At 67.5% G+C, this 23,313-nt stretch carries 22 protein-coding genes; 16 read left to right on the top strand and 6 right to left on the bottom strand.

The genetic code is table 11. The features are described from left to right. The first annotated feature begins 4 nt into the window (after positions 1-4). The 5 genes from HWX07_RS25995 to HWX07_RS25975 all read left to right on the top strand — a co-directional run bounded on the left by HWX07_RS25995 (position 5) and on the right by HWX07_RS25975 (position 4,424). Positions 5-1,252 (top strand): branched-chain amino acid ABC transporter substrate-binding protein, encoded by a 1,248-nt coding sequence (locus HWX07_RS25995; protein WP_244130035.1) that lies wholly within the window; start codon positions 5-7, stop codon positions 1,250-1,252. Further along, on the top strand, positions 1,249-2,739 hold the full coding sequence (locus HWX07_RS25990; protein WP_175878183.1) for an aminotransferase class IV: 1,491 nt from the start codon (positions 1,249-1,251) through the stop codon (positions 2,737-2,739). The genes HWX07_RS25995 and HWX07_RS25990 overlap by 4 nt, the downstream gene beginning before the upstream one ends. 131 nt (positions 2,740-2,870) lie before the next feature. Beyond that, the gene (locus HWX07_RS25985; protein ID WP_175878182.1) at positions 2,871-3,263 is read left to right on the top strand and encodes a nuclear transport factor 2 family protein; all 393 of its coding nucleotides are present in this window, start codon (positions 2,871-2,873) and stop codon (positions 3,261-3,263) included. Positions 3,264-3,342: 79 nt separating this feature from the next. Beyond that, a complete protein-coding gene (locus tag HWX07_RS25980) occupies positions 3,343-3,798 on the top strand; it encodes an RbsD/FucU family protein (RefSeq protein WP_089470660.1) in 456 nt (151 codons plus the stop codon). Between the two features lie 188 nt (positions 3,799-3,986). After that, on the top strand, positions 3,987-4,424 hold the full coding sequence (locus HWX07_RS25975; protein WP_011546888.1) for a DoxX family protein: 438 nt from the start codon (positions 3,987-3,989) through the stop codon (positions 4,422-4,424). Between the two features lie 105 nt (positions 4,425-4,529). Here the strand turns inward: HWX07_RS25975 and HWX07_RS25970 are convergent, their stop codons facing one another. Together HWX07_RS25970 and HWX07_RS25965 are read right to left on the bottom strand one after the other, a co-directional pair. After that, complete coding sequence (locus HWX07_RS25970; RefSeq protein WP_175878181.1) at positions 4,530-5,840, bottom strand: MFS transporter; 1,311 nt, start codon at positions 5,838-5,840, stop codon at positions 4,530-4,532. A 313-nt stretch (positions 5,841-6,153) separates the two neighbouring features. Continuing rightward, positions 6,154-7,290 (bottom strand): branched-chain amino acid ABC transporter substrate-binding protein, encoded by a 1,137-nt coding sequence (locus tag HWX07_RS25965; protein WP_089502229.1) that lies wholly within the window; start codon positions 7,288-7,290, stop codon positions 6,154-6,156. Between the two features lie 628 nt (positions 7,291-7,918). On the opposite strand from HWX07_RS25965, the gene HWX07_RS25960 reads away from it, so the two are divergent. Beyond that, positions 7,919-8,713: an AraC family transcriptional regulator gene (locus HWX07_RS25960; protein WP_175878180.1), complete on the top strand. Its 795-nt coding sequence runs from the start codon at positions 7,919-7,921 to the stop codon at positions 8,711-8,713. Between the two features lie 88 nt (positions 8,714-8,801). Here HWX07_RS25960 and HWX07_RS25955 read toward each other — a convergent pair whose 3' ends face one another. Then, positions 8,802-9,065 (bottom strand): hypothetical protein, encoded by a 264-nt coding sequence (locus HWX07_RS25955; protein WP_089470656.1) that lies wholly within the window; start codon positions 9,063-9,065, stop codon positions 8,802-8,804. Between the two features lie 278 nt (positions 9,066-9,343). Next, positions 9,344-11,236: a sugar phosphate isomerase/epimerase and 4-hydroxyphenylpyruvate domain-containing protein gene (locus tag HWX07_RS25950; RefSeq protein WP_175878179.1), complete on the bottom strand. Its 1,893-nt coding sequence runs from the start codon at positions 11,234-11,236 to the stop codon at positions 9,344-9,346. A 256-nt stretch (positions 11,237-11,492) separates the two neighbouring features. Between HWX07_RS25950 and aroQ the strand changes: the two genes are divergently transcribed. From aroQ to HWX07_RS25935, 3 genes are read left to right on the top strand one after another with little or no spacing between them, the layout of a single operon-like run. Further along, entirely contained in the window at positions 11,493-11,948 is a 456-nt protein-coding gene (gene aroQ / locus HWX07_RS25945; protein WP_175878178.1) for a type II 3-dehydroquinate dehydratase, read from the top strand. Beyond that, positions 11,945-12,799, top strand: coding sequence for a shikimate dehydrogenase (locus HWX07_RS25940; protein WP_175878177.1), 855 nt, complete (start codon positions 11,945-11,947; stop codon positions 12,797-12,799). Before aroQ ends, HWX07_RS25940 begins: the two co-directional genes overlap by 4 nt. A 37-nt stretch (positions 12,800-12,836) precedes the next feature. After that, positions 12,837-14,180 (top strand): MFS transporter, encoded by a 1,344-nt coding sequence (locus HWX07_RS25935; protein WP_175878176.1) that lies wholly within the window; start codon positions 12,837-12,839, stop codon positions 14,178-14,180. A 102-nt stretch (positions 14,181-14,282) separates the two neighbouring features. On the opposite strand, the gene HWX07_RS25930 is transcribed toward HWX07_RS25935, so the two are convergent. Beyond that, complete coding sequence (locus HWX07_RS25930) at positions 14,283-15,392, bottom strand: 2-aminoethylphosphonate--pyruvate transaminase (RefSeq protein ID WP_175878175.1); 1,110 nt, start codon at positions 15,390-15,392, stop codon at positions 14,283-14,285. 260 nt (positions 15,393-15,652) lie between these two features. Between HWX07_RS25930 and phnS the strand changes: the two genes are divergently transcribed. From phnS to HWX07_RS25895, 7 genes are read left to right on the top strand one after another with little or no spacing between them, the layout of a single operon-like run. Then, complete coding sequence (gene phnS / locus HWX07_RS25925) at positions 15,653-16,744, top strand: 2-aminoethylphosphonate ABC transporter substrate-binding protein (RefSeq protein ID WP_175878174.1); 1,092 nt, start codon at positions 15,653-15,655, stop codon at positions 16,742-16,744. Between the two features lie 34 nt (positions 16,745-16,778). Next, positions 16,779-17,882 (top strand): 2-aminoethylphosphonate ABC transport system ATP-binding subunit PhnT, encoded by a 1,104-nt coding sequence (phnT, locus tag HWX07_RS25920; RefSeq protein WP_175878173.1) that lies wholly within the window; start codon positions 16,779-16,781, stop codon positions 17,880-17,882. Beyond that, positions 17,860-18,780 carry a 2-aminoethylphosphonate ABC transporter permease subunit gene (gene phnU, locus HWX07_RS25915; RefSeq protein WP_175878172.1) on the top strand — a complete coding sequence of 307 codons (921 nt, stop codon included), beginning with the start codon at positions 17,860-17,862 and terminating at the stop codon, positions 18,778-18,780. The genes phnT and phnU overlap by 23 nt, the downstream gene beginning before the upstream one ends. After that, positions 18,770-19,630 carry a 2-aminoethylphosphonate ABC transport system, membrane component PhnV gene (phnV, locus tag HWX07_RS25910; RefSeq protein ID WP_175878171.1) on the top strand — a complete coding sequence of 287 codons (861 nt, stop codon included), beginning with the start codon at positions 18,770-18,772 and terminating at the stop codon, positions 19,628-19,630. Before phnU ends, phnV begins: the two co-directional genes overlap by 11 nt. Then, the gene (gene phnA / locus HWX07_RS25905) at positions 19,627-20,937 is read left to right on the top strand and encodes a phosphonoacetate hydrolase (protein WP_175878170.1); all 1,311 of its coding nucleotides are present in this window, start codon (positions 19,627-19,629) and stop codon (positions 20,935-20,937) included. Before phnV ends, phnA begins: the two co-directional genes overlap by 4 nt. Continuing rightward, positions 20,934-22,388 carry a phosphonoacetaldehyde dehydrogenase gene (phnY, locus tag HWX07_RS25900; RefSeq protein ID WP_175878169.1) on the top strand — a complete coding sequence of 485 codons (1,455 nt, stop codon included), beginning with the start codon at positions 20,934-20,936 and terminating at the stop codon, positions 22,386-22,388. The genes phnA and phnY overlap by 4 nt, the downstream gene beginning before the upstream one ends. A 4-nt stretch (positions 22,389-22,392) precedes the next feature. Next, positions 22,393-22,947 carry a phosphonate degradation HD-domain oxygenase gene (locus HWX07_RS25895; protein WP_175878168.1) on the top strand — a complete coding sequence of 185 codons (555 nt, stop codon included), beginning with the start codon at positions 22,393-22,395 and terminating at the stop codon, positions 22,945-22,947. 99 nt (positions 22,948-23,046) lie between these two features. On the opposite strand, the gene HWX07_RS25890 is transcribed toward HWX07_RS25895, so the two are convergent. Beyond that, positions 23,047-23,253, bottom strand: coding sequence for a hypothetical protein (locus HWX07_RS25890; protein ID WP_175878167.1), 207 nt, complete (start codon positions 23,251-23,253; stop codon positions 23,047-23,049). Between the last annotated feature and the right edge of the window lie 60 nt (positions 23,254-23,313).

The following is a 23,313-nucleotide window of genomic DNA, read 5'->3' as shown; positions in this document are numbered from 1 at the left end:
TTCCTTGTGGAGGAAAAAACGAAACAAATTCACGAATCGGGCGGCGCGATGTTTATCGGATTTCGCGACGGCTGCCGATAATCGTAGCATCCGTCAACCACGAAGCTGCGAGGAAATCATCATGCGTTCCCGACATCTGCTGCTGGCGCTTGCGCCGCTCGTGCTGGCCGTTTCCGCGTTCGGCGCGGACACGGTCGTCGTAGGTTTTGCCGGCGCGCTCACCGGCGCGCAGGCCCATTTCGGCGAGGACAGCGCGCGCGGCATCCGGCTCGCGATCGACGAAATCAATGCCGGCCATCCGAGCGTCGCCGGGCATCCGGTCACGTTCGCGCTCGACGCACAGGATGACCAGGCCGACCCGAAGGTCGCGACGACGGTCGCTCAGCGCTTCGTCGATACGCATGTCAGCGCCGTCATCGGTCACCAGAATTCGGGAACGTCGATCGCCGTCGCGCGGCTCTACGCGACGGCCAACATCGCGGAGCTGACACCGTCGGCGACCAATCCCGAGTTCACGCGCCTGGGCTATCGCACCACGTTCCGGTTGCTCGCGAATGACGACTTCCTTGGTCAGACCGTCGCCCGCTATGCGGTCGAGCAGCTGCACGCGCGCCGTATCGGCGTCGTCGACGATCGTACGGCGTACGGGCAGGGCATCGCGGACGTGTTCGTCGGCGGGCTCGGGGCGTCGGGCGCGACCGTCGTCGCACGCGAATACACGACGGACAAAGCCTTCGACTTCGGCGCACCGCTGACGTTGCTCAAGGGCAAGGCGCCCGATGCGATCTTCTTCGGCGGCATGGACACGCAGGGCGGCCCGATGCTCAAGCAGATGAGGAAGTTGCGGATCGCCGCGCCGCTGCTGGGTGGTGACGGCCTGTGCACGCACGAAATCCTGAAGCTGGCCGGCGACGCGCTCGACGGCAATCTCGTGTGCGCGGACGGCGGCAGGAGCCTGGCGAAGATGCCGGGCGGTCCGGCGTTCGCTGCACGCTTCACGCAGAAATACGGTGCACCCGTGCAGCTCTACGCGCCGTATGCGTACGACGCGATGATGGCCGTCTACCACGCGGTGATGCTCGCGCAGTCCACCGATCCCGCGAAGATTGTCGATGCGCTGCATCGCGTCGACTTCCAGGGCGTGACCGGCCGGATCGCATTCGATGCACGCGGCGAACTGCGCAATCCGGCGGCAACGATTTCGACGTTCAAAGGAGGCAACAAGGTGACTTTGTCGGAGGTGGTCAAATGAATACGCGGATTCTTCCCGTGGGCACGGCGTCGCTGCGCGACGTCGCTCGGCCGGTCGACGACGTGGGCACGCCCGCGGTACGCGAAGCGGCCAGCGCACTGCGCGCCGCGCTGCGCGCGTTTCGCGATGAACACGGCTTTGGACGCGCGGTCGCCGCACCGCAGATCGGCATCGGGCAGCGGATGATCGCGCTCGCGCTGGACGGCTGGCCCGACGTGATCGTGAATCCCGCGATCGTGTGGCGCAGCGACGCGCGGATGACGCTGTGGGACGACTGCATGTGCTTTCCGGACCTGTTCGTGCGCGTCGAGCGCCATGCGTCGGTGAGCGTGCGCTACACGACGCTCGACGGCGAGCCGCATCAGCGCGACGCGCTGTCGCCCGACGTGTCGGAGCTGATGCAGCACGAGATCGATCACCTCGACGGCAAGCTGTCGTTCGATCGCGCGGCGGGGCCGAACGCGGTCGTGCATCGCAGCGTGTTCGACGCCGACCGTGCGTCGTTCGCGGCGCAGGTCGACTACACGCCGAACGTGCCGCGGGAGACACGCATGGCCCATCGTGGCATTCCATCTGTCGAAGCGCCCGCGTTTCCGCAGGGCGCCGCCTACATGAACGGCCGCTTCATTCCGATCGCCGACGCGCGCGTATCGGTGCTCGACTGGGGCTTTCTGCACTCCGACGTCACGTACGACACCGTGCATGTTTGGAACGGCCGCTTCTTCCGCCTCGACAAGCATATCGAGCGATTCAGGCGCTCGCTTGCGCGGTTGCGGCTGAACGTGTCGTTGACCGACGATGCGCTGCGCGACATCCTCGTCGAATGCGTGCGCCGCTCGGGGCTGCGCCACGCCTACGTCGAGATGCTGTGCACGCGCGGCGTGTCGTCGACCTTCAGCCGCGACCCGCGCGATGCGGTGAACCAGTTCATCGCGTTCGCGGTGCCGTACGGATCGGTCGCGAACGAGCGGCAGTTGCGCGAAGGGCTGCACCTCCACGTGATCGACGACGTGCGGCGCATTCCGCCCGAATCGGTCGATCCGCAGATCAAGAACTATCACTGGCTGGACCTCGTCGCCGGGCTGCTGAAGGGCTATGACGCGGGCGCGGAGTCGGTCCTGCTGAAGTGCACGGACGGCAGCATCGCCGAAGGGCCCGGGTTCAACGTGTTCGTCGTGCGCGACGGCCGGCTGCGGACGCCCGAGCGCGGCGTGCTGCACGGCATCACGCGGCAGACCGTGTTCGAGCTGGCGACGGCGATGGGCATCGACGCCCAGGCTGTGCGCATCGACGATGCGCAGTTGCGCGACGCGGACGAAGTGTTCATCACGTCGACGGCCGGCGGCATCATGCCGGTCACGCGGCTGAACGACGCGACGATCGGCGACGGCCGTCCGGGGCCGGTGACGCGCCGGCTGTTCGACGCGTACTGGGCGAAGCACGGCGATCCGGCGTGGAGTCTGGCGGTCGACTACGCGGACGGCTGAGCACGGCCGGCGGCGGAGGCGCGATTTCCTTACCTCCCGCGTAATCGACCGCCCGCGCAGGCCCGGCGACGATAGCGGCACGCGGACCCGAAACGTCCGCGACATCGTCCACCGACACAAGGAGCCTCGCCATGAACACCGCTCAATCCGCTTCGTCCGTTCACGCCGACCTGATCGACCGCTACTTCGACGCCTGGAACGAACCCGATGCCGCCCGCCGCCGCGAACTGATCGATGCGACCTACGCGAGCGACGCAGCCTATCGCGATCCGCTGATGGCCGGCGACGGCCGCGCCGGCATCGATACGATGATCGCCGCCGTGCAGCAGCGTTTCCCCGCCTACCGCTTTCGCCGCACGACCGACGTCGACGCGTTCGGCCAGCACCTGCGGTTCTCGTGGGCGCTCGTGTCGCCCGACGGCGCGGCGATCGTGAAGGGCTCGGACTTCGGCACCGTCGACGCGTCGGGCCGCCTCGCGTCGGTCACGGGTTTCATCGACGAAATGCCGGCCGCCGCGGCGTGACGCGAACGATGCATGCACCACGGCCGCCGGGATCGGGTAACGTTATGCGATTCGTTACCCACCCCGGAGACCAACCCACATGCTGAAGAATCTCGACCCGCTGCTGCACGCCGACATCCTGCACACGCTGCGCGCGATGGGCCACGGTGACGAAATCGCGATCTGCGACGCGAATTTCCCGGCGGAATCCGTCGCCGAGCACACGGTGGTCGGCCGCGCGCTGCGCGTAGACGGCGCCGATTCGGCGCGCGTCGTGCGCGCGGTGCTGTCGGTGCTGCCGCTCGACACGTATGTCGACACGCCCGCGTGGCGGATGGAAGTCGTCGGCGACGCAGCCGCGGTGCCGCCCGTGCAGCGCGAAGTGCAGGCCGAGATCGACCGCGCGGAAGGGCGTGCGGTGCCGCTGACCGGCGTCGAACGTTTCGCGTTCTACGAGCGCGCGCAGCAGGCGTATGCGGTGATCGTCACCGGCGAAACGCGCGGCTACGGCTGCTTCATCTTCAAGAAAGGCGTGCTGTTGAGCGACGCGGGCTAAACGCGTTTTTCATCGCGCCGGGCTGCCGGCGCGGCCGCCGCGTTGTAAAGATTTGCTACAAGCCCTTGGACACCGCGGAAAGACCCTCTATGCTGGCCCATTTGCCGCGCGCCCTCCGGGGCCGCGCGGCGCCGAACCGCCCGGGTGCGCCCGGCGCGGGCGGCCGAATTGCATACGAGGAGAGAGGCATGACGCGTACCGTCGATTCCGGCGTCATTTTTTTCGCACGCCTGGCGCTGGCGGCGTTGTTCTTGTGGGGCGGCATCATGAAGCTGCTCGGCTACAGCGACTTCATCGCGTATCTGCACGGGATGAACGTGCCCTATCAACAGGTCGTCGGGCCGATCGTCGTCGCGATTGAGGGGCTGGGCGGCCTGCTGCTGATCGTCGGCTATAAGGTCCGGCCGCTCGCGTTGCTGATGGCGGTCTACACGATCGCGACCGCGATGGTCGGGCACAATTTCTGGGACGCGACGAACGCCGCCGTCCAGCACGACATGGTGATTCACTTCTGGAAGAACGTCGCGATCGCCGGCGGATTCCTGCTGCTGTTCGTCACGGGCGCCGGCGGCGCGAGCATCGACGCGCTGCGCCGGCCGAGTTCGTCGTACGGCGTGCTGCGCTGAACCGGGCAGATTCACGCAGCCGCCGCCAGGTCGACGCAAGACAAAAGGGCCGAATCCCGCACGCCGCGGGATTCGGCCCTTCGTTCATGAAGCGGGCGCCGACGTTCAGTGCGTGCCCTTCACATCCTTCGCATCCTTCGAGAACTGCACGGCGATCGCGCCGAGCACGCAGATCGCCGCGACGTACACGACCGGCGCGAGCGGATTCGACTTCATCATCAGCGACACGATCACCGGCGTGAGCCCGCCGAAGATCGCATACGCGACGTTGTACGAGAACGAGATGCCCGAGAAGCGCACGACGGCCGGGAAGCTCTTGACCATCACGAACGGCACCGCGCCGATCGTGCCGACCATGAAGCCCGCGATCCCGTAGTAGAGCGGCAGCGTCGACGCATCGGCCGCGACCTGCGCGAACAACAGGTAGTAGCACGCGGCCAGCCCGATGCCGCCGATGGCGAGCACGCGCTTCGCGCCGATCCAGCCCGCGAGTGAACCTGCGGTGATGCAGCCGGCCGTCAGGCACAGCGTCGCGACGCTGTTCGCGAACAGCGTCGTCGCCGGTGTCAGGTGGAACTGCTTTTGCAGCAGCGCGGGCGTCATCAGGATCACGACGACGATCGCGGCCGACAGCATCCACGTGAGCAGCATCGACACGATCACCGCGCGGCCATGGTCGCGCAGCACGGCCTTCAGCGGAATCTCCGCCGCGAGCGCCTTCTTCGCCTTCATCTCGGCGAACACCGGCGTTTCGTGCAGCCAGCGACGCAGGTACACGGAGAACAGCCCGAACACGCCGCCGAGCAGGAACGGAATGCGCCATGCGAATGCGCCGACTTCGGCCGCCGAGTAGCGGCTGTTGATGCCGGCCGCGACGAGCGAGCCGAGCAGGATGCCGGCCGTGAGGCCCGCGGTCAGCGTGCCGCACGCATAGCCGATATGGCGCGACGGCACGTGCTCGGACACGAACACCCACGCGCCCGGCACTTCGCCGCCGACCGCCGCGCCCTGCAGCACGCGGAACAGCAGCAGCAACACCGGCGCGAGGATGCCGATCGTGTCGTAGGTGGGCAGCAGGCCCATCAGCAGCGTCGGCACCGACATCATCAGCACGCTCAGCGTGAACATCCGCTTGCGGCCGAACAGGTCGCCGAAGTGCGCCATGATCACGCCGCCGAGCGGGCGCGCGAGATAGCCGGCCGCGAAGATGCCGAACGTCTGCAACTGGCGCAGCCAGTCGGGAATGTCGTGCGGGAAGAACAGCTGCCCTATCGCCGGCGCGAAGAACACGAAGATGATGAAGTCGTAGAACTCGAGGGCGCCGCCGAGTGCGGCGAGGCCGAGGGTCTTGTAGTCGCTGCGCGTGAGCGCGCGTTCGGCGGCGCGAGGCACGCCGCTCAATTCGGAAGCTTGCATGGTCAGGACGATCGGTTTTCGAATGTAGTTGTCGGTGCTGCGTCTCCAGGGCCCGCTTTTCGGCATGGACTGACAAGGCGCGGCTTGCGTCGTCGAAGCGCGCCGCGTGCCGGGTGCGGCACGCAACACGCGCCGCCGCACCGGGATGGGGCACGGCGGAGACGAAGCGTCAAAGCGGGTGGGGGGATTCTACAGGAGCGCGAAATGCCTGCACGCGGGCGCGCGCCGAGGACGGTTCGGACCATGCGGCCGAAGCGCGCGGCGCGGGCGGCCGGTGAGCCGCTGGCGCGCCGCGCGGGGCAGCGTGCGCGTATCAGTTGCCGGCGATCGTATCGACCGGCTTGAACGCGCCGCGCTCGACCTTGTAGATCGTCACCGGTGCGTCCTTCAGGTCGCCCTTCGGGTCGTACGCGATGCTGGGCGCCGACACGCCCTTGATCGACACCTTGCCGAGATACGGCGTGTACACCTTCGGATCGGTCGAGTTCGCGTCCTTCATCGCGGTGAGCAGCGCGATCGTGCCGTCGTACGAATACGGCGAGTACGTGATCACGTCTTCGTTGAAGCGCGCCTTGTAGCGTGCCGCGTAGCCGGAGAAGCCCGGCATCTTCTCCTTCGGCAGCCCGCCCATGTAGACGATCGCGCCTTCGGCCGCGTCGCCGCCGACCTTCAGGAACGTCGGCGAGCGCGACATCTCGCCCGTCACGAACGCCGACTTCATCCCGAGCTGGCGCATCTTGCGGATCATCGGCGACGATTGCGCGTCGCCGCCGCCGTAGAAGACCGCGTCCGGATTCACGCCCTTCAGGTTGGTCAGGATCGCCGAGAAATCGAGCGCCTTGTCGTTCGTGAAGTCGCGCTTGACGATCGTGCCGCCGGCCGCTTCAACGGCCTTCGCGAATTCGTCGGCGATGCCCTGGCCGTAGGCCGTGCGGTCGTCGATGATCGCGATGCGCTTGAAGTGCAGCGTCTTGACCGCATACGTGCCGACGATGCGGCCGGCCTGCGCGTCGCTCGTCAGCAGCCGGTAGGTCGTCTTGTAGCCGCGCGCGGTGTATTGCGGCGACGTCGCCATCGAGATCTGCGGCAGCCCCGCGCGATCGTACAGATCGGACGCCGGAATGCTGGTGCCCGAGTTGAAGTGGCCGATGATCCCGCGGACGTTGTCGTCGATCAGGCGCTGTGCGACGGTCGTACCGGTGCGCGGGTCGGCCTGGTCGTCCTGCGAGTCGAGCTGGAACGTGACGGGCTTGCCGCCGATCGTCGGATGCGTCGCGTTGAAATCGGCGATCGCGAGTTGCACGCCCTTCTGCATGTCCGTGCCGTAATTCGACTGCGGGCCGGTCAGCGGTGCGGCGAAACCGATCTTGACGACGTCGGCGGCGACGGCGTGCGCGCCCGACAGTGCGCAGGCGGCGGCCAGCGCGACGTGCGATACCTTCAGCTTCACTTTCACTTCCCCTTGATGGCGTGGTTGGGCCGCCGCCGGCATGCGGGCCGGCGCCGGTAAACCGGGCGAGACGGTTCGATCGGCAGGCCGATGTGCTGGCCATGCAAGTACGCCGTCGGCCGTGCGCGCTGTGCCGGAATCGGCGTGCGCGATGGCGGATGCGGCGGCCCGTGCATGCCGATTGCGGCAGCGGCGGGAGGTCGTCTCGCGACCGTGAAGCGAAGTCTAGGTTGTGAAAATGCGGGCGTCTTGCGCGTTCGATGCGTGGCCGGCGACGATATCGGCATATCGTCGATTACCCTGATATATGCCGAAATCGTCATGGCAAATGCGCAAACCCGCCAAGACGCGGGGCGCCGGCATTTTTAGGATGGCGAGTCCGGGTGCGTGGTGCCGGTGTGCCGATGCGCTGCGCCGGCCATGGCGGCAGCGGAACGGCCGCCGGCCGCGCAGGTGCTGCGAAGCGGTTGCGTGCACAACCTCTGCTGCTCACCGATGTAACCGACGGGACGCACGATGCAACCGGCTGTCGCCTTGCCCGCCCCCCCGCCCCCGCGCTCGGCGCGACGCGATCGAAGGGGCGCTCCTATAATCGACGCCATCTGCCACTCGCTTCGCGGTTGCCGGGATGACGACCTTGCTTGCCGTACCGCCCATGAGCCTGTCCGACACGTTGCGCGCCCCCTCCGACAACGCCGATTTCGGCGCGATGCTCGCGCATTTCCGCCTGCTCGAACCGGTGTTCGATGCGTTGCCGGACGTCGCGTTCTTCGTGAAGGATGCGAGCGGCCGCTATGCGCTCGTCAATCGCACGCTGGCGATGCGCTGCGGCTACAAGGACAAGCGCGACCTGCTGGGCAAGACCGCCGACGAGGTGTTTCCGCGGCGCTTCGGCCGCAGCTATTTCGAGCAGGACATGGCGACGATCAACGCCGGCCAGCAGCTGATGGACCAACTCGAACTGCACCTGTATCCGGGTCGCCAGCCGGGCTGGTGCCTGACCTGCAAGGAGCCGCTGCGCGACGCCGCGGGCGGGGTGGTCGGCCTCGCGGGCATCTCGCGCGACCTGAAGGCGCACGAGGGCTCGCACCCGGCGTACAGCCGGCTCGCCGACGTGGTCCAGCACATCCAGGATCATTACGTGCAGCCGCTGAACCTGAAGCAACTCGCGCAGATGGCCGGCATGTCGGTCGCGCAGCTCGAACGCTACTTCCACAAGGTGTTCCACCTGACGCCGCGCCAGGTGCTGCTGAAGACGCGGCTCGACGCGGCCACCGCGCTGCTCGTCACGCACGACAAGGTGACCGACGTCGCCGCGCTATGCGGCTACACGGATCACAGCGCGTTCACGCGCCAGTTCAAGGCGACGGTCGGCGTGACGCCGACGGAATACCGGTTGATGCTGCAGGAGCGGGCGGGGTGACGCGACTCGCCGGCGTGGCGGGCGTGTCGCGGGGATCGGGGTAAGGCGGGGAAACGGGTGAGGAAGCGGAAAACGGTGAAACGGCGGCTCAGCGGTAGCCGAGCCCTTTCAGGATGGCCGTGCCGTCTTCGGTCAGCCGGAAGCTCGGGGCCGTATCGGGGTCGAGCTTGACCATTTCGACGAGGCCGGCTTCCTGCAGCGCGGGCAATTCGGGTTTGGCGTTCGCGCCGATCGGGGCATGCAGCAGCACGAGCAGCGTCGCGATTTCGTGATGACTGAGCAGGCGGCGCAGCATCGTCTTCTTTGCAGGGGGCGCGGCCGGGCGGCCCGCGGGTGCTTCTACGGCGCTCATCGCTTTCCTCCTTTTCGAGATAACCATCGGGGTACTGGTTGCGGATGGTGCCGTCGAAGACTTAAGCGATTCTTAAAACGGGGGCGGGCGACGCAATGCTGCACTGCGGTATGAGTTACGGCATGTAACGTCAGGCGACGCGCGGCTTCCGACACGACCGTGACGGGCCGCGCGGGCCCGGCGGCGCGATATACCCCGATGGCGCGGGAGGGAGGGGGCTCATCCCGTTGATCGCCCAATCGCGAGCACGGTCCGGCCCCAAACTCCGCGTCCTGTCCTTATTTTCGCCGCTGCGCCTGCGCGGCGAGCCGCACGGCCGCATTCGCCGCGCCGTAGCCGTCGTACCCGCCGCGCCGCTCGACGATCTCGAGCGAGAAGCGGTTGTCGACCAGTTCCGTATACGCATGCAGGAATTCGCCGCCGTCCTCGTCGCGGTCGTACAGCAGGTGATGCGCGCTCAGCGTGTCGATCAGCTCGTCCGGCAGCGCGTAGCGCGCGGCGAGGTCGTCGTAGTAATTGGCCGGAATGCGCAGGAACGGCACGCCGTCGGCCGCGAACGCGGCGACCGTCTTCACGATGTCGTCGGTGCGGAACGCGACGTGGTTCAACCCGGTGCCGTGGTAGCGGTCGAGCGATTCGGCGACGGCCGTATGACGGTCGACCGACGCGTTCAGCGCGATCCGCACCGAGCCGTCGGCGCTGCGCACCGCGCGGCTGCGCATCAGCCCGTACGGGTCGGGCACGAGCCAGCTGCGCTCGGCCTCGAAGCCGAACGCCGTCTTGAAGAACAGGATCCACGTGTCGAGCGCGTCGGCCGGCAGCGCGAGGCACACGTGGTCGATGCCCGTCAGCGGGCCGACCTCGGTCGGGCCGTCGATGTCGGTCAGCACGAAGTCCGATTCATACAGCGTCGGCGTATCCGGCGCTTCGTCGACGAAATACTCGAGGCTGCCGTCCGGCGCCTTCACGCTCGGCAGCACGCGTTCGTTCGGCCCGACCCGGCCGGAGAACGGCGCGTAGCCGAAGCCGGCCGCGCGTTCGAACGCCACTTTCGCGTCGTCGACGCGAAACGCGGACGCGCACAGCGACAGTCCGTGCTGCTGGAAGAACGCATCGGCGAACGAGTCGCGCTCGGCGTTCAGCACGATCGACGCGGCGCCGTGCTGGAACAGCGTCACGTCCTTCGAGCGATGCCGGCCGGCGAGCCGGAAGCGCATCCGGCCGAGCCATTCGCCGACGGTCGCCGCCGCCTGCGCGTCGACCGCGAATTCGATGAACTGGAACCCGACGTGCGCGGGTGGCGCGGGCGGCGCGAACAGCGGCTGGCTGGCGGCCGGCGCGATCCCCTCCTGGGCGAGCCGCGCGCGCGTCAGGTCTTCCAGATAGAGCAGCGAGCGATGGCCGTCGGCGGCCGTGAGCGCGGTCGGCGCCGCGCGGAAGCCGTCGTTGAAGATCTCGAGCGACAGCGGCCCCGTATAACCCGACTCGATCACGCGCGCGGTGAAGCGCGCCAGGTCGAAGTCGCCCTGGCCCGGGAACGAGCGGTAGTGGCGGCTCCATTCGAGCACGTCCATCACGAGCTTCGGCGCGTCGGCGATCTGCACGAACGCGATTCGGTCGCCGGGGATGTCGGCGATCCCGTCCGGCGAATCGTCGAGCGACAGCGTGTGGAAGCTGTCGAGCGCGAGGCCGAGGTGCGGGCTGTTCACGGCGTTCACGAGCTTCCACGCGTGGCCGTACCGCTTCACGACGCGGCCCCACGCCAGCGCTTCGTACGCGGCCACCACGCCGGCCTGCCGGGCGGCCTCGGCGAGCACGCCGAGCTGGTCGACGAGCAATCCGTCGTCGGCGATCGTATCGGCCGCCACACTGCTGCAGACGAGGATGCGGTCGGTACCGAGCGCATGCATCACGTCGAACTTGCGCTTGATCCGGTCGAGATTGCGCGCGAGCTGGGCCGCGCTCACGCCCTCGAAGTCGCGAAACGGCTGGAACAGCACGATGTCGAGGCCGAGATCGGCGGCCATGCGCCGGACGTCGGCCGGCGATCCGTCGAAGTAGACGAGGTCGTTTTCGAAGATTTCGACGCCGTCGAAGCCCGCGGCCTGGACGGCGGCGAGCTTCTCGGCGAGCGTGCCGGACAGGGAGACGGTGGCGATCGAGCGCTGCATGGGCGATTCCTGCGGATGAGCGGGGCACGACGCCCGCTGAACCGACCCTGAATGAACCAGTCGTTGAGTTCGGCGCGGGCGCCATATCCCGAATTTACTGGGCTAGTGATCCGTATTGTACAAACTAACTAGATGGTACAAATTAGCGAAAACCCGGAAAGACATTGAGCTTGCGCAAGCGCACACTAGCGCCAAATCTTGACGTCAGGGGGCGGAGTCGGCTAACGGTTCGCCCCCGTTTCTGGAGCAACATCACATGAGCAAGCACAAGGTGCTGGTGCTGAACGGCCCGAACCTCAATCTGCTGGGCACGCGCGAGCCCCATATCTACGGCGCGGAAACCCTCGCCGATCTCGAGCAGCGCTGCCGCACGGCGGCGGAAGGGCTCGGACTGGAAATCGAGTTCCGTCAGTCGAACGCCGAGCATCAGCTGATCGACTGGCTGCATGCCGCGCGTCACGACACGCACGGCATCGTGATCAACCCGGCCGCCTATACGCATACGTCGGTGGCGCTGGCCGACGCGCTTTCCGCGATCGCGAAGCCGGTGATCGAAGTGCATATCTCGAACGTCCATCGCCGCGAGGCGTTTCGCCACCATTCGTATATCTCGGCGATCGCCGAAGCCGTGATCTGCGGCTGCGGCACCGAAGGCTACGTGTTCGCGCTGCAGCGCCTGGCGACGGTGTTCGCGCAGGGAGCCGCACGATGAGTCGCCCGTCGTTTCTGATCGGCCTGATCGGCCAGGGCATCGGCGGTTCGCTGTCGCCCGCGATGCACGAGGAAGAAGGGTTCCGCCAGGGCTTCGGCTACGTGTACCGGCGCATCGATCTCGATGTGCTCGGCGTGACCGCCGACGCGCTGCCGCAGCTGCTCGACGCCGCGCAGCGGATGGGCTACAACGGGCTGAACATCACGCACCCGTGCAAGCAGCGCGTGATCGAGCACCTCGACGCGCTGTCGGACGACGCGCGCGCGCTCGGCGCGGTGAACACCGTGCTGTTCAAGGACGGCAAGCGGATCGGCCACAACACCGACTGGTCGGGCTTCGCGAAATCGTTCAGCCGCGGGCTGCCCGGCGCGTCGCTCGAACGCGTCGTCCAGCTCGGCGCGGGCGGCGCGGGTGCGGCCGTCGCGCACGCGGCGCTGCAGATGGGCGCGGCCGAACTGACGATTTTCGACGTCGACGGCACGCGCGCCACTGGGCTGGCGGGCGAATTGCAGCAGCGCTTTCCCGCCGCTCGCGTCACGCCGGGCAGCGATCTCGCGGCCGCGATGCGCGCCGCGACCGGCCTGATCCACTGCACGCCGACCGGCATGGCCAAGCATCCGGGCCTGCCGCTGCCGGCCGACCTGCTCCACGCGGGCATGTGGGTGGCCGACATCGTGTATTTCCCGCTCGAAACCGAACTGATCCACGCCGCGCGCGCGGCCGGCTGCGCGACGCTGCCGGGCGGCGGGATGGCCGTGTACCAGGCCGTCGACGCGTTCGAGCTCTTCACCGGGCGCACGCCCGACGCCGAGCGAATGTTCGGTCATTTTCAGTCGCTCGTCGCGCGCTGACCCCCTTACAGACACAGAAAGAGACCAGGAGACGACCATGCAGCACACCACCCACACGAGCGCCGCGCCGGCGCAGGCGGCCGGCACGGTCCGGCGCACATCGGCGCGCTACAAGATCCTCGCGCTGCTCGCGATCGGCACGATGATCAACTATCTCGACCGCACCGTGCTGGGCGTGGCTGCACCGCAGCTCACCAAGGAACTCGGCATCAACGCGGCCGTGATGGGCATCATGTTCTCCGCGTTTTCGTGGACGTACGTGGCGATGCAGGTGCCAGGCGGCCTGTTCCTCGACCGCTTCGGCAGCAAGGTCACCTATTACTGGTCGATGACGCTGTGGTCGCTGTGCACGTTCCTGCAAGGCTTCGTGCCGGGCATCGCGACGTTGCTCGCATGCCGGCTGGGCCTCGGGGTGACGGAAGCGCCATGCTTCCCGACCAACAGCCGCGTCGTCGCGACGTGGTTCCCGCAGAACGAACGCGCGATGGCGACCGGTACCTATACCGTCGGCGAATACATCGGCCTCGCGTTCTTCAGCCCCGTGCTGTTCGCGCTGATGGGCGCATTCGGCTGGCGCTCGCTGTTCTGGGTCGTGGGCGCGGTCGGCATTGCGTTCGGCCTCGTCTGGTGGAAGTTCTACCACGAGCCGCGCAACCATCCGGGCGCGAACTCGGAGGAACTCGCGTACATCGAAGCTGGTGGCGGTCTCGTGCACGGTGCGCGCAAGACCGGCGACAAGGGCGACAAGCCGGCGCAGCCGAAATTCAGCTGGTCGATGGTCGGCAAGCTGGTGAAGAAGCGTCAGCTCGCGGGCATCTGCCTCGGCCAGTTCGCCGGCAACTCGACGCTCGTGTTCTTCCTGACCTGGTTCCCGACCTATCTGGCAACCGAACGCCACATGGGCTGGCTGAAGATCGGTTTCTTCGCGGTGATGCCGTTCATCGCCGCGTCGGTCGGCGTGATGTTCGGCGGGATCTTCTCCGACTGGCTGCTGCGCCGCGGCAAATCCGCGAACCTCGCACGCAAGCTGCCGATCATCGCGGGCCTGCTGCTCGCGTCGACGATCATTCTCGCGAACTACGTGCAGAGCAACGAAGCCGTGATCGCGATCATGTCGGTCGCATTCTTCGCGCAGGGGATGGCCGCGCTCGGCTGGACGCTCGTGTCGGACATCGCGCCGGACGGACTGCTCGGCGTGACGGGCGGCATCTTCAACTTCGCGGCGAACCTCGCCGGCATCATCACGCCGCTCGTCGTCGGCTTCATCGTCGCGTCGACCGGCTCGTTCGTCGGCGCGCTCGTGTTCATCGGCGTGATCGCGCTGGTCGGTGCGCTGTCGTACATCTTCGTCGTCGGCGATATCAAGCGGATCGAGCTGTAGGCACTGGTTCCCCGCACACAGGGTGCGTTCGCCCGGCGGCCAATCGGCCGCCGGGCTTTTTTATTTGCGCGCGCCGGTGGGCGGGCCGGCATGTGCGCCACTTCATGCTTGCTGCATCGCGATGCCGAGCGATTCGGCCGCGGCCGCGATGGCGGCGACCGCACGCCGGATATCGCCCGCATCGATCGCGCCGATGCAGCCGACGCGGAACGTCTCGAGCCGCGTGAGCTTGCCCGGATACAGGATGAAGCCCGCGCCGCGCACCGCGTCGTAGAAGCGGCGGAAATCGTAGGCCGGATGGTCGGGCGCGTGAAACGTGACGATCACCGGCGCCTGCACGCTCGCGTCGAGGAACGGCACGAAGCCGAGCGCGCCCATCGATTCGACCAGCGTCCGGCAGTTGTCCGCATAGCGCGCCCCACGCGCCGGCTGGCCGCCTTCGGCGAGGTACTGGTCGAGCGCGGCGCGCAGCGCGGCAATCACGTGCGTCGGCGGCGTGAAGCGCCATTGTCCCGTCTTGCGCAGGTACGCGTACTGATCGTGGAGATCGAGCGCGAGCGACGGCGAGTTGCCTTCGCTCGCGTCGAGCGCGTCGCGCCGCACGATCGCGAATCCCATTCCCGGCACGCCTTCCAGGCATTTGCCGCTGGCCGAGATCAGCGCGTCGATGCCGCTGTCCGCCAGCGCGATCGGCAACGCGCCGAACGAACTCATCGCGTCGACGATCAGCCGCTTGCCGTGCCGCCGGCATGCGGCCGCGATCGCGTCGAGCGGATTCAGGATTCCGGCGCTCGTTTCCAGATGCACGAGCGCGACGTGCGTGATGCGCGGCTCGCGCACGAACGCGGCTTCGACGGCCGCCGCGTCGACGGCCGCGTCCTCGCCGAACGGCAACGCGATCGCGTCGATGCCGAGCCGGCCGAGAATCTTCAGGATGCGTGCGCAATACGCGCCGTTGTCGGGCACCAGCACGACGCCGTCGCGCGGCACCAGCGTGCCGAGCGCGGCTTCGACCGAGAACGTGCCGCTGCCCTGCATCGGCACGCACACGTACTCGTCTCCGCCATGCGCGATGGCGACGAGATCCGCGCAGACGCTGGCCGTCATCTGATTGAAAGCAGCATCCCACGACCCCCAGTCATGTTGCATTGCGTGGCGTGTTGTGGCGGACGTGGTGAGCGGGCCGGGCGTGAGCAGGATCGGGTCGGGCATGGCTTTTATCTCCAGCGAAGGGCGGACGAAACGCCGGGCGGCATTTCTGGATGACTTGCATGATAGTGGCAAAATGTGTCATTTTTTGGAGATTGTGGCATTCGTCACGGCTTTGTCATCGAACGCTGTGATCCTTCGGTTGCCGCGCGACACCAGCCTGAGCGCGGCAGTGCGGCGGGCCGTCCAGCGGCCTGCCCGGAGATAACAGGAGAGCCGGATCGTGCCCCGGCCGTTTGGTGTTCCGCCTACGGAGAAGTGAGATGACACTGCAGAAACCCTCGCGCGCCGCTGCCGGCGCGTTCCGCAAGCTCGCGCTGGCCGCCTGTGCCGCCGGCCTGCTGCAAGGCGTCGCGATGCCGGCGCACGCGGCGAACGCGGTCGTGCTGTACACGGCGGACGGCCTCGAGAACCTCTATCGCGATGTGCTGCCGGCTTTCGAGAAGAAGGAAGGCGTCAAGGTCAACATCGTGACGGCAGGCAGCGGCGAGGTGGTGAACCGCGCGAACATCGAGAAGAATTCCCCGAAGGCCGACGTGATCGTCACGTTGCCGCCGTTCATCCAGCAAGCCGGCCAGATGGGCCTGCTGCAGCCGTACCAGAGCGTGAACTACAAGAACGTGCCGGCCATCGCGAAGGCCGAGGACGGCACGTGGGCGACGTTCGTGAACAACTACTTCTCGTTCGCGATCAACCCGGACGTCGTGAAGAACCAGCCGAAGACGTTCGCCGACCTGCTGTCGCCCAGCTATGCCGGCAAGGTCGCATACTCGAACCCGGCCACGGCCGGCGACGGGATGGCCGTGCTGATCCTGACGACGTCGCTGATGGGCGAGGACAAGGCGTTCGACTACCTCGCGAAGCTGTCGCAGAGCGTGAAGTTCCACACGAAGGGCACGGGCTACCTGAACGTGCTGCTGTCGCGTAACGAGATCAGCGTCGCGAACGGCGACCTGCAGATGGACCTCGACGACGCCGAGCACGGCGCGCTGTCCGTCAAGCCGATCTTCCTGGCCGCGAAGGCCGGCGACCAGCCGACCACGTTCCAGCTGCCGTACGGCATCGGCCTGATCAAGAGCGGCCCGAACCAGGATGCCGGCAGGAAGCTGATCGACTACCTGATGTCGACGGAAGTGCAGTCGAAGGTGCCGGACATGTACGGCATCCCGGGCCGCACCGACGTGCCGCTGGCCGGCAAGAACGGCGAGGCGGTCAAGAAGGCGATCGCGGGCGTGAAGCTGATTCCGGTCGACTGGACCCAGGTGATGGCGAAGAAGCCGGAATGGATCGAGCGCTGGAAGAAGGACGTGATCGGCAGCTCGGGCAAGCAGCTCGACGTCGTCAAGCCGAAGTGACCGGCACACGCCGCCTGTATCAGCGAGCAAGAGGATGAACCCGGTGGACACCACCCTGACCCATCCCGGCGCATTCGGCGCCGCCGAACCGCATGCGACGCTGCGGTCCGGCGCGCCGGGCGGCGTGCAGATCGAGCATCTGAGCGTGCGCTACGGCGCACGCACGGTGCTGGAAGATCTGTCGCTGTCGATCGGCGCCGGTGAATTTCTGACCGTGCTCGGCAAGAGCGGCTGCGGCAAGACCACGTTGCTGCGCTTCATCGCCGGGTTCGTGAAGGCCGACGGCCTGACCGGCACGCTGACCGTGGCCGGACGCGACCTGACCTATGCGCCGCCGCACAAGCGCAATCTCGGTCTGCTGTTCCAGAATTACGCGCTGTTCCCGCACCTGTCGGTGTTCGAGAACGTCGCATTCGGGCTGCGCGCACGCGGCATGGCGTCGTCGGAAGTGACGCGCCGCGTCGCCGATGCGCTCAAGCTCGTGCAGCTCGGCGATGCCGGTCATCATCTGCCGGCGCAACTGTCGGGCGGGATGCAGCAACGCGTCGCGCTGGCCCGCGCGCTCGTGATCGAGCCCGACGTGCTGCTGCTCGACGAGCCGCTGTCGGCGCTCGACGCCAACCTGCGCGCGTCGGTGCGCAGCGAACTGAAGGCGTTGCACGAGCGCCTGCCGAACCTGACCGTCGTCTGCGTGACGCACGACCGCGACGATGCGCTCGTGCTGTCCGATCGCGCGCTGCTGATGCGCGACGGTCACATCGCGCAGCTCGGCACGCCGCAACAGTTGTACGACGCGCCGCGGGACGGCTACGTCGCGCGCTATCTCGGCCCGGCGAACCTGCTGCCGCCGCACGTGATCTTTCCGCTCGGCGATCCGCGCCACGAGGTGCGCGGCAAGGTCGCCTGCGTGCGCCCCGAGCGCCTGACCGTGATGCCGCCCGCGGCCGGCGGCTTGCACGGCACCGTTTCGTCCGTCGAATGGCAGGGCGCGGACCTGTCGATTGCGGTCGTGATCGACGCGGCGCCCGACGAGCCCGTACGCGTCACGATGCAACGCGGCCGCGGCGCGGCTCCCGAGCGCGGTGCGCGCGTGTCCCTGCATTACGAGGCAGACGATGTCGTCCTTATCGAGCCCTGAAGCCAGCCTGCCGCCGCGCGTGCTCGCGTCGGCCGCCGCGCATGCCGCCGCCGCGCGGCGCCGCAGGCGCATCGGCGACCTGCACCTGGCTGCGCTCGCGATCGTCGTGCTCGGCCCGCTCGTCGTCTATCCGCTGGTGCGCCTCGTGCTGCTGAGCGTGTCCGGCGATCACGGGCTGAGCTTCGCCGCGTACCGGACTTTCTTCGGCAACCCCGACACGCGCAACGTGCTGCTGACGACGCTCGGCGTGCTGTTCGCGAGCGCCGGCACCGCGTCGGTGCTCGGCGTGCTGCTGGCCGCGCTGCTGTTCTTCAGGCCGTTCCCGGGCGCGTCGCTCGTCACGCGCTTCCTGGAGCTGTACGTCGCGTTTCCGTCGTTCCTCGTCGCGTTCACGCTGATCTTCCTGTACGGCTCGCAGGGCTCCATCAGCATCGCGCTGCAGCACCTCTTCCATCTCGAGAACCCGCCGCTCGATTTCCTGTTCGGCATCGGCGGCGTGATCCTCGCGCAGACCGTGTTCTACACGCCGTTCGTCGTGCGGCCGACGCTCGCGTCGTTCGCGACGCTCGACCTGCGGCTGATCGAAGCCGCGCGCAGCTTGGGCGCCCCGGGCTGGATGCTCGCGCGCCGCGTCGTGCTGCCGATCGCATGGCCGGGCATCGCCGCCGGCACCGTGCTGTGCTTTCTGCTGACGCTGAACGAGTTCGGCATCCTGCTCGTGCTCGGCAGTGCGCGGCTCGTCACGCTGCCGGTCGCGATCTACAGCAGCGCGACCGTCGATCTCGACCTGCCGACCGCGTCGGCCGGCGCGGTCGTGATGTTGTCGCTGTCGCTGGCGCTGTATGCGGTTTATCGCCGGGTGAACCGGCGTGCGACGGGAGGGAACGATGTCCGCTGAATTCCGTATCGGGCAGGCCGTGCCGCGTCACCAGATCGGCTGGACCGACGCGCTGCTCAAGCATGCGTCGCGGGCCGCGCTCGCGCTGGCCGCATTCGCGTGCTTCTGGCTGTTCGTGCTGCCGGTCGTCGTCGTCGCGCTGTCGAGCGTGTCGACGCAATGGTCGGGCACGATTCTGCCGGCCGGCTACAGCCTGCGCTGGTTCCAGCGGCTCGGCTCGCCGGAATACGACGCACTGCTGACCAGCCTCGAAATCGGTTTCGGCGTATCGGCGCTCGGCACGATCCTCGGGCTGTGGCTGGCGCTCGCGCTCGAAGGGCGCGACCGGCGCGGCCTCGGCGCGCTCGTCGACGCGCTCGTGATGGTGCCGAACGGCGTGCCGAGCGTCGTGCTCGGGCTCGCGGTGCTGATCGCGTATCACCAGAAGCCGCTCGACCTGTCGAGCTCGGCGGCGATCGTCGTGCTGGTGCAGCTCGCGCTGATTCTGCCGTTCTGCTATCGCTGCGCGGCCGCCGCGCTGCGCCCGGAACTGACCGTGCTGCGCGAAGCCGCGGCGAGCCTCGGTGCGCCGCCGGCGATGGTGCTGCGCCGCGTGCTGCTGCCGCAGCTCGTGCCGGCGCTGCGTGCGAGCCTAGCGCTCGGCTTCGCGCTATCGCTCGGCGAGCTTGGCGCAACGCTGACGGTGTATCCGCCCGGTTTCGCGACCGTGCCGATCGTCGTGATCGGTCAGGTGGAGCGCGGTTACTACCTGCCCGCCTCGGCGCTGTCGCTGCTGATGCTTGGCGCGTCGCTCGCGGCGCTGCTGCTGATCGCCGCGCGCGTGCCGCGCGGCAAGCGGGCGGCATCATGAACGCCGCGTTCGCATTGCGGCTCCCCGGCGAGCAACCGGCCGTCGGCAAGGGTTCGACGGATCTCGCGGGACGCTCGATCGACGTCAACGGCCGGCGTTACCGGCTGCCGGTCGAGCCGACCGTCGTCGTCTGTGTCGACGGCTGCGAGTACGACTATCTCGAATGCGCGGTGGAAGCCGGCGTCGCGCCGTTCATCGGCAGGATGATCGAGCAAGGCACCGCGTTGCGTGCGGATTGCGTCGTGCCGACCTTCACCAACCCGAACAACCTGTCGATCGTCTGCGGCGTGCCGCCGTCGGTCCACGGCATTTGCGGCAACTATTTCTGGGACCCGGCCGCCGATGGCGGGCGCGGCGCCGAAGTCATGATGAACGACCCGGCCTACCTGCGGGCCGGCACGTTGCTCGCGGCGGCGTCCGACGCCGGCGCGCGGGTGGCCGTCGTGACCGCGAAGGACAAGCTGCGCCGGCTGCTCGGCTGGCAATTGAACGGCGTCTGCTTTTCGGCCGAGAAGGCGGCGCAGGCCAATCTCGCGGAAAACGGCATCGTCGACGTGCTCGACTGGGTCGGCCTGCCGTCGCCGGACGTCTATAGCGCGGCGTTGTCCGAATTCGTGTTCGCGGCCGGCGTCCGGCTCGCGCAGACGCGGCAGGTCGACCTGATGTACCTGTCGACCACCGACTACGTGCAGCACAAGTGCGAGCCGGGCAGTGCCGGCGCGAACGCGTTCTACGCGATGATGGACGGTTACCTCGCGCAGCTCGACGCGCTTGGCTGGGCGATCGGCGTCACGGCCGACCACGGGATGAACGCGAAGCACGATCCGGCGACGGGCCGGCCGAACGTGATCTATCTGCAGGATGCCTTCGACGGCTGGTACGGCACGCAGGCTGCGCGGGTGATCCTGCCGATTACCGATCCGTACGTCGTGCACCACGGTGCGCTCGGTTCGTTCGCGACGATCTACCTGGCGCCGGGCGTCGACCGGGCCGAGGCGATGTGGCGCGTCGGCGGACTCGACGGCGTCGAGCTCGTACTCGACAACGCGGAAGCCGCCGCTCGTTTCGAACTGCCGGCCGACCGGATCGGCGATCTCGTCGTGATCGGCCGCCGCGACATGACGCTCGGCACGCGCGAGCGCGAACACGATCTGTCGGGTCTGACGGTGCCGCTGCGTTCGCACGGCGGCGTATCCGAGCAGGAAGTGCCGCTGCTGTTCAATCGCCGTATCGAGCGGGACGATCCCGCACGTCGCCCGCGCAACTTCGACGTGTTCGATTTCGTGTTGAACCGGATCGCGACATGATGGCTCATCCGCGGCAGGATCATCCGTCGTTTCGCGCCGAGGCGTTGCGCTGGTGCGGCACGCATGCGATGCGCGAGCGCACGCTCGACGTCACGGACCCGTACACGGGCACGCGCGTCGGCACCGCGCCGCTCGCCAGAGTCGACGACGTGCGCGCGGCGTTCGATTACGCGATGGCCTACCGGCCGACGCTCACGCGCTACGAGCGGTCGCAGATTCTCGAACGGGCGGCGGCGCTGCTGCGCGAGCGCACCGAGGAAGCGTCCGACCTGATCACGCTCGAGTCGGGGCTGTCGAAACAGGACTCGCGCTACGAGATCGGCCGCGTGGCCGACGTGCTGAAGTTCGCGGCGGTCGAGGCGCTGCGCGACGACGCGCAGAGTTTCTCGTGCGACCTGACTCCCCACGGCAAGGCGCGGCGCGTGTTCTCTCAGCGCCAGCCGCTCGACGGTGTGATCGTCGCGATCACGCCGTTCAATCATCCGATGAACCAGGTCGCGCACAAGATCGCGCCGGCGATCGCGACCAACAACCGCGTGATCGTGAAACCGTCGGAGAAGGTGCCGCTGTCGGCGTTCTATCTGGCCGACCTGCTGTATGAAGCCGGGCTGCCGGAACCGATGCTGCAGGTGCTGACCGGCAACCCGGCCGAGATCGCGGACGAACTCGTCACGCATCCGCATGCGTCGCTGATTACGTTCACGGGCGGCGTTGCGATCGGCAAGGCGATTGCCGCACGGGCCGGCTACCGGCGCATCGTGCTGGAGCTGGGCGGCAACGATCCGCTGATCGTTCTCGCCGATGCCGATCTCGACCGCGCGGCATCGCTGGCGGTGCTCGGCTCGTACCGGAATTCGGGCCAGCGCTGTACGGCCGTCAAGCGGATGCTGGTGCAGCGCTCGATCGCGCCCGCGTTCACCGAATTGCTCGTCGAGAAGACGCGCGCATGGAAATACGGCGATCCGTTAGATCCCGCGAACGAAATGGGCACGGTGATCGACGAGGCGGCGGCGCGGCTGTTCGAGGCACGGGTGAACGAGGCGGTCGCGCAGGGCGCGCGCCTGCTGACCGGCAACGTGCGGCGCGGTGCGCTGTATGCGCCGACCGTACTCGACAACGTCGATCCGTCGATGACGATCGTGCGCGAGGAGACCTTCGGCCCCGTGTCGCCCGTCATCGCTTTCGATACGATCGACGACGCGATCCGGATCAGCAACGGCACGGCATTCGGGCTGTCGTCGGGCGTCTGTACGGACAGTACGGCGGCGGTCGTGCGGTTCGTGAACGAGCTGAAGGTCGGCACGGTGAACGTGTGGGAAGTGCCGGGATACCGGATCGAACTATCGCCGTTCGGCGGGATCAAGGATTCGGGGCTCGGTTACAAGGAAGGCGTCCAGGAAGCGATGAAGAGCTTCACGAACCTGAAGACGTTTTCGCTGCCTTGGGAGTGAGTAGATGGCGCTGACGGTGGAAGAGATCCACGGACTGTATCGCGAGCATGGCCACGTGGCCTATAGCGGCGAACCGGTCACGCAGCTGGAGCATGCTTTGCAGAGCGGATTGCTGGCGGAGGAGTCCGGGGCGGACGAAGCGTTGATCGCGGCGGCGTTCCTGCATGACCTCGGCCATCTGCTGAACCGCCAGGGCGAGACGCCGAGCGCGCGCGGGATCGACGATCTGCATCAGTATTACGTGCTGCCGTTCCTGCGGCCGCTGTTCGGCGATGCGGTGCTGGAGCCGATCCGGCTGCATGTCGACGCGAAGCGCTGCCTGTGCCGCACGAATGCCGGCTACTTCGAGAGCCTGTCGCCGGACTCGGTGCGCAGTCTGGCGTTGCAGGGCGGCATCTTCAGCGAAGAGGAGGCGGCGGCGTTCCTGCGGCGCCCGTTCGCGGAGGACGCGCTGCGCCTGCGCCGCTGGGACGATACGGCGAAGGAGGAAGGCAAGGCGACGCCGGATCTCGATCACTATATGGAGATCGTCGTGCGCCAGTTGCGTGCGGCTTCCTGACGGTTCGGCTGCTTCCATATAAGGTGCCGCGCGCGGCAGCGTGCGGCACCTTATATTTTTTGCGAAACCCCTTGCGTGATTGCCAGTGGGTGCTTAGAATCACGCCTCTTTCGCGCTAACGGAAACGCAGCGCGGGAGGAAGGGAAGCAGTGCTGTTGGGGTTCGGAAGTAGCGAGCCTTGGCGGTACGGAAGTTGAGCCCCGCAGTCGCAACGAAGTTGTTCAGAAAGTTGTTGACGAGCTGCAAAACACGGTTCATAATCTCGTTTCTCTGCTGCTGAAAACGCAGCGCTGCTGAGGGGTTCAAGATTCCTCGCAGAAATGCTCTTTAAAAATTAACAGCCGATAAGTGTGGGCGCTTGATGGC

It is taken from the genome of Burkholderia sp. BCC0097 (assembly GCF_902832985.1).
In the GTDB taxonomy this organism is placed as follows: Bacteria; Pseudomonadota; Gammaproteobacteria; order Burkholderiales; family Burkholderiaceae; genus Burkholderia; species Burkholderia orbicola.
This window is presented reverse-complemented; position numbering and strand designations above follow the sequence as displayed.